Source organism: Sphaerochaeta sp. UBA5836 (assembly GCF_002432845.1).
Lineage (GTDB): Bacteria > Spirochaetota > Spirochaetia > Sphaerochaetales > Sphaerochaetaceae > Sphaerochaeta.
On the sequence record NZ_DJGW01000103.1, the window covers coordinates 1 to 3,584 of the forward strand.

General features: G+C 51.6%; 4 protein-coding genes. All 4 read right to left on the reverse strand.

Annotation, left to right across the window (positions count from 1 at the left end):
* The coding region (gene trpS / locus B3F49_RS09485) for a tryptophan--tRNA ligase (protein WP_293910654.1) at positions 1 to 872 on the reverse strand (872 nt) is incomplete at its 3' end.
* A gap of 5 nt (positions 873 to 877) precedes the next feature.
* Positions 878 to 1,054 carry an FmdB family zinc ribbon protein gene (locus tag B3F49_RS09490; RefSeq protein ID WP_293893600.1) on the reverse strand — a complete coding sequence of 59 codons (177 nt, stop codon included), beginning with the start codon at positions 1,052 to 1,054 and terminating at the stop codon, positions 878 to 880.
* Positions 1,055 to 1,075: 21 nt separating this feature from the next.
* Entirely contained in the window at positions 1,076 to 1,960 is an 885-nt protein-coding gene (locus B3F49_RS09495) for a hypothetical protein (RefSeq protein ID WP_293910656.1), read from the reverse strand.
* 4 nt (positions 1,961 to 1,964) lie between these two features.
* Positions 1,965 to 3,584, reverse strand: a 1,620-nt coding sequence (locus B3F49_RS09500) for a DUF5915 domain-containing protein (protein WP_293910658.1), incomplete at its 5' end; no start/stop codon positions are given.

Genomic DNA, 3,584 nt, shown 5'->3' on the forward strand with positions numbered 1-3,584 from the left:
GCCCTTCTCTGTCGGATGGGATCGAGCAAGGCATTCAGCACTTCGTTGAGCCGTTTCTTGCAGGCAACACATCCAAGCTGTGCATTGCGGCACCGCTCGGCAATATCGGCAGCCTCATCGGGATTGAACACGCAGTGATACTTGTAGACGTTGCAGATTTCCGGATGACCGGGAATCTTCACCGTAATTCTTGCCGGATCGGTGACGGCGTTACGTACCCGCTCCCATACCGTTTCAGGAGTATCGGAGAGATAGATTGCATTGCCCAGGCTCTTGCCCATTTTTGCATTGCCATCCAGCCCTGACAGCCTTCCCACGGTACTGAGTTTCGCTTCAGGTTCAACAATGGAGGTTCCATACATATCATTGAACTTGCGCACAATCTTTCGTGCCAATTCAATATGTGGAATCTGATCCTCACCAACGGGAACAAGGTGTGCATTGCAGAAGGTGATATCGGCGGTTTGACTCACCGGATATCCGAGAAATCCATAGGTGAGGTCGGCATACCCGTAGTTCTTCGCCTCGGTCTTGATCGTCGGGTTGTGCCTGAGTTGATTGACCGTCACAAGCATCGAGTAGAAGACCGTCAACTCTGCAATGGAGGTGATCTGACTCTGTTGGACCAAGGTAATCTTGGCAGGGTCGAGTCCTACTGAAAGGTTGTCTATGGCGACATCGTAGATGCTGGTGTTGATGAGCTCAGGATGCTCGAAGTGCGTCGTGAGGGCTTGTACGTCCGCCAGTAAAATGAACGTATCGTAGCTGTCCTGCAACTCCACCCTGCTCTTCAGAGAACCCACATAGTGTCCCAAGTGCAATCGACCGGTGGTACGGTCTCCTGTCAAGATTCGTTTCTTACTCTGTTCCACGAGACTTACTCCTCCTCTTTTGATTCCTGTTCAGGAATCGACGAAGAGGGAATGTTTACCCGCATCATGGTATGTTCCATGTTGCAGGAAGGGCAGACGGCAGGAGCCTCATGTTTGTCCAAAGACTGGACCAGTTCAACTCGTGCCTTGCAAAGCTGACACTCGTACTCATAAGAAGGCATCGTATGTATCTCCTCTCAGGCTTAAAGCATTCCAGTCAGACTGTGTCTGAGAGCTTCCATCTGCTCTTCGCCCAATTCCATGTGTTTGATCGTTACTCGATCATCCTCTATCAAAAACATCTTCATCAAGTCTGCAATCTTATAGGGAATCTTCTCCCGCTTCAATCTGGCAATGTATGCGGTGCGTACCATCTGGGACAGGGTGGATGCAAGCTTTGCAGTATCCATGGTGATATACGCATCCAAGGTATACGAGCCTGCATCATCCGCATTGATCAACAACAACATCGACTTCGCCTGCTTGATCACCGTATCGGGCAACCCAAGTCCCAAATCAAAAAAGGTTTCTGGATGCAGGGAATAGACAGCGATTGATGATTGTGCCATCTGCATGGCGGTCTGGTCATCGATCAACCGGTTTTTCGCTGCAAAGCTCGAATAGCTCTCCTCATACGAACCATTGGTGAAGAGCAGCTTGTCATTCTTCGGCGTATACAGCGAGACAGGCCCGCTCTTCTGGCTGAACCACGTAAGTCCGTCTTTGTTGCCCTTCCGTTCCAACTCCTTGGCGTACATCATGCCGGTATTGATAAGGAACTTCGGATAGTCACCTTCCACCACCCCATATGCCGAGATGGCATCGGCCTCCAAGGGATAGGCATCGGATGTAGGTTTCAACGCAAGAGATACCCTTCTGGAACGGCGCGCAAACTCTTCAAGATCCGAGAAGGCTGCCTGCACCAGCTCCTGCTCCTTGCTGGCATCGATGGTCACCACAATCACGTTCTCTTCACCCATCGCTTGGAAGTCATAGTAGGGCCGCCCCTTCTGTGACACGGTGGCACAGGAGGAGAGGACAACGACCGTCAAAACGAAAGCTGATGCAATCTTGCAGAATCTAACCATGCATTCAATCCTTCTCGACAAACAACCTCACCAAGTGATCGCCGCAATCAATTGCTTCACCATCCAGTGTAGCAAAGCTCATCGAGTTGGACAATGTTTCTTTTGCAATCGTCGGGCCAAAGTGCTCGAAGACCTGCTTGATGACCTCATCACCATCCCAGGTCAGGCGAATACGATCGGAGACTTCGAAACCACTCTCCTTGCGCAGATTCTGGATGGAGCGGACGATATCGCGGGCGATACCTTCCTCAAGCAGCTCTTGTGTAACCTTGGTATCGAATCCTACGGTCAAGGAACCATCGTTGAGGACTTTCACCCCCTCAAGCTCGGTGCGCTGTACAATGATTTCATCTTTGCTCACGGAAATCTCTCCGTTGCTGTAGGTGATCGTATGAGTCTTTCCATCGAGCATCGAAGCGATGGTTTTCCCATCAAGATCGGCAATGAGGGCAGCAACTTCCTTCATATCCTTGCCGAGCCTGCTTCCCAGCACTTTGAAGTTGGCCTTGGCGCTGTAGTCGACAAGTTCAGATTCATCGGAACTCAGGTGGACTTCCTTGACGTTGAGCTCTTCGGCAATGATGTCCTGCATCGAATTCAGGATTGTGCGCTCTTCCTCTTCCCTGTCGACAAGGAAGAGTGTCTTCAGAGGCTGGCGAATCTTCAAGTTGTTGGATGCGCGCAGCGCACGTCCCATGGCTATCGCCTTCTGCGTCAACGACATTTGATTTTCCAAGGCAAGGTCTCGTTCCTCATCGCAGTAGTCGGGATACATGCACAAATGGACGCTCTGAGGCATTTCACCGGTCCGCAGATTCTGGTAGATATCCTCGGTGGTGAAGGGAATGATCGGGGCCACCGCCTTGAGGAAGGTCAGAAGCACCTTGTACAGGGTGTCGTAGGCCTGTTTCTTGTCCGTGTCGTTCTCCCCCTTCCAGAACCGTCGGCGGCTTCGGCGGATGTACCAGTTGTTCAAATCATCAATGAAGGGAACAAAGAGTGAGCATGCTTTCTGGATGTCGTACGCTTCGAAGGCGGCGGTTGCTTCCTGAACAAACCGCTGCATGGCACTGATGATCCACCTATCCATGGGATTGGTCAAATCCTTGAATGCTGTCTCCGAGGGTTCATAGCCGTCGATGTTTGCATACGTCACAAAGAACGAATATGCATTCCACAGGGGAATGATCAGGGTCTTGAGGACTTCCTTGACCGAATCCTCGCTGAATTTCAAATCCTCTGCGCGGACAACGGCACTGTTCATCAGGGCAAAGCGGAGCGAGTCGGCCCCGTAGAGCTTGACGATCTCCATCGGGTCGGTATAGTTGCGCTCGCTCTTGCTCATCTTCTTGCCTTCGGCGGTCAGGACGATGCCGTTGGTGATGCAGTGGGTGAATGCAGGCTTTTCCCATAAACCGGCAGCAATGACGGTGAGGGTATAGAACCAACCACGGGTCTGATCGAGTCCTTCACAGATGAAATCTGCAGGGAAGTGACTTTCAAAGTACTCCTTGTTCTCAAACGGATAGTGCTGTTGGGCATAGGGCATCGAACCGGACTCAAACCAGCAGTCAAGGACGTCTCCGATGCGCCTCATGGTACCCTTCCCGTCGGGGCTGGGCCA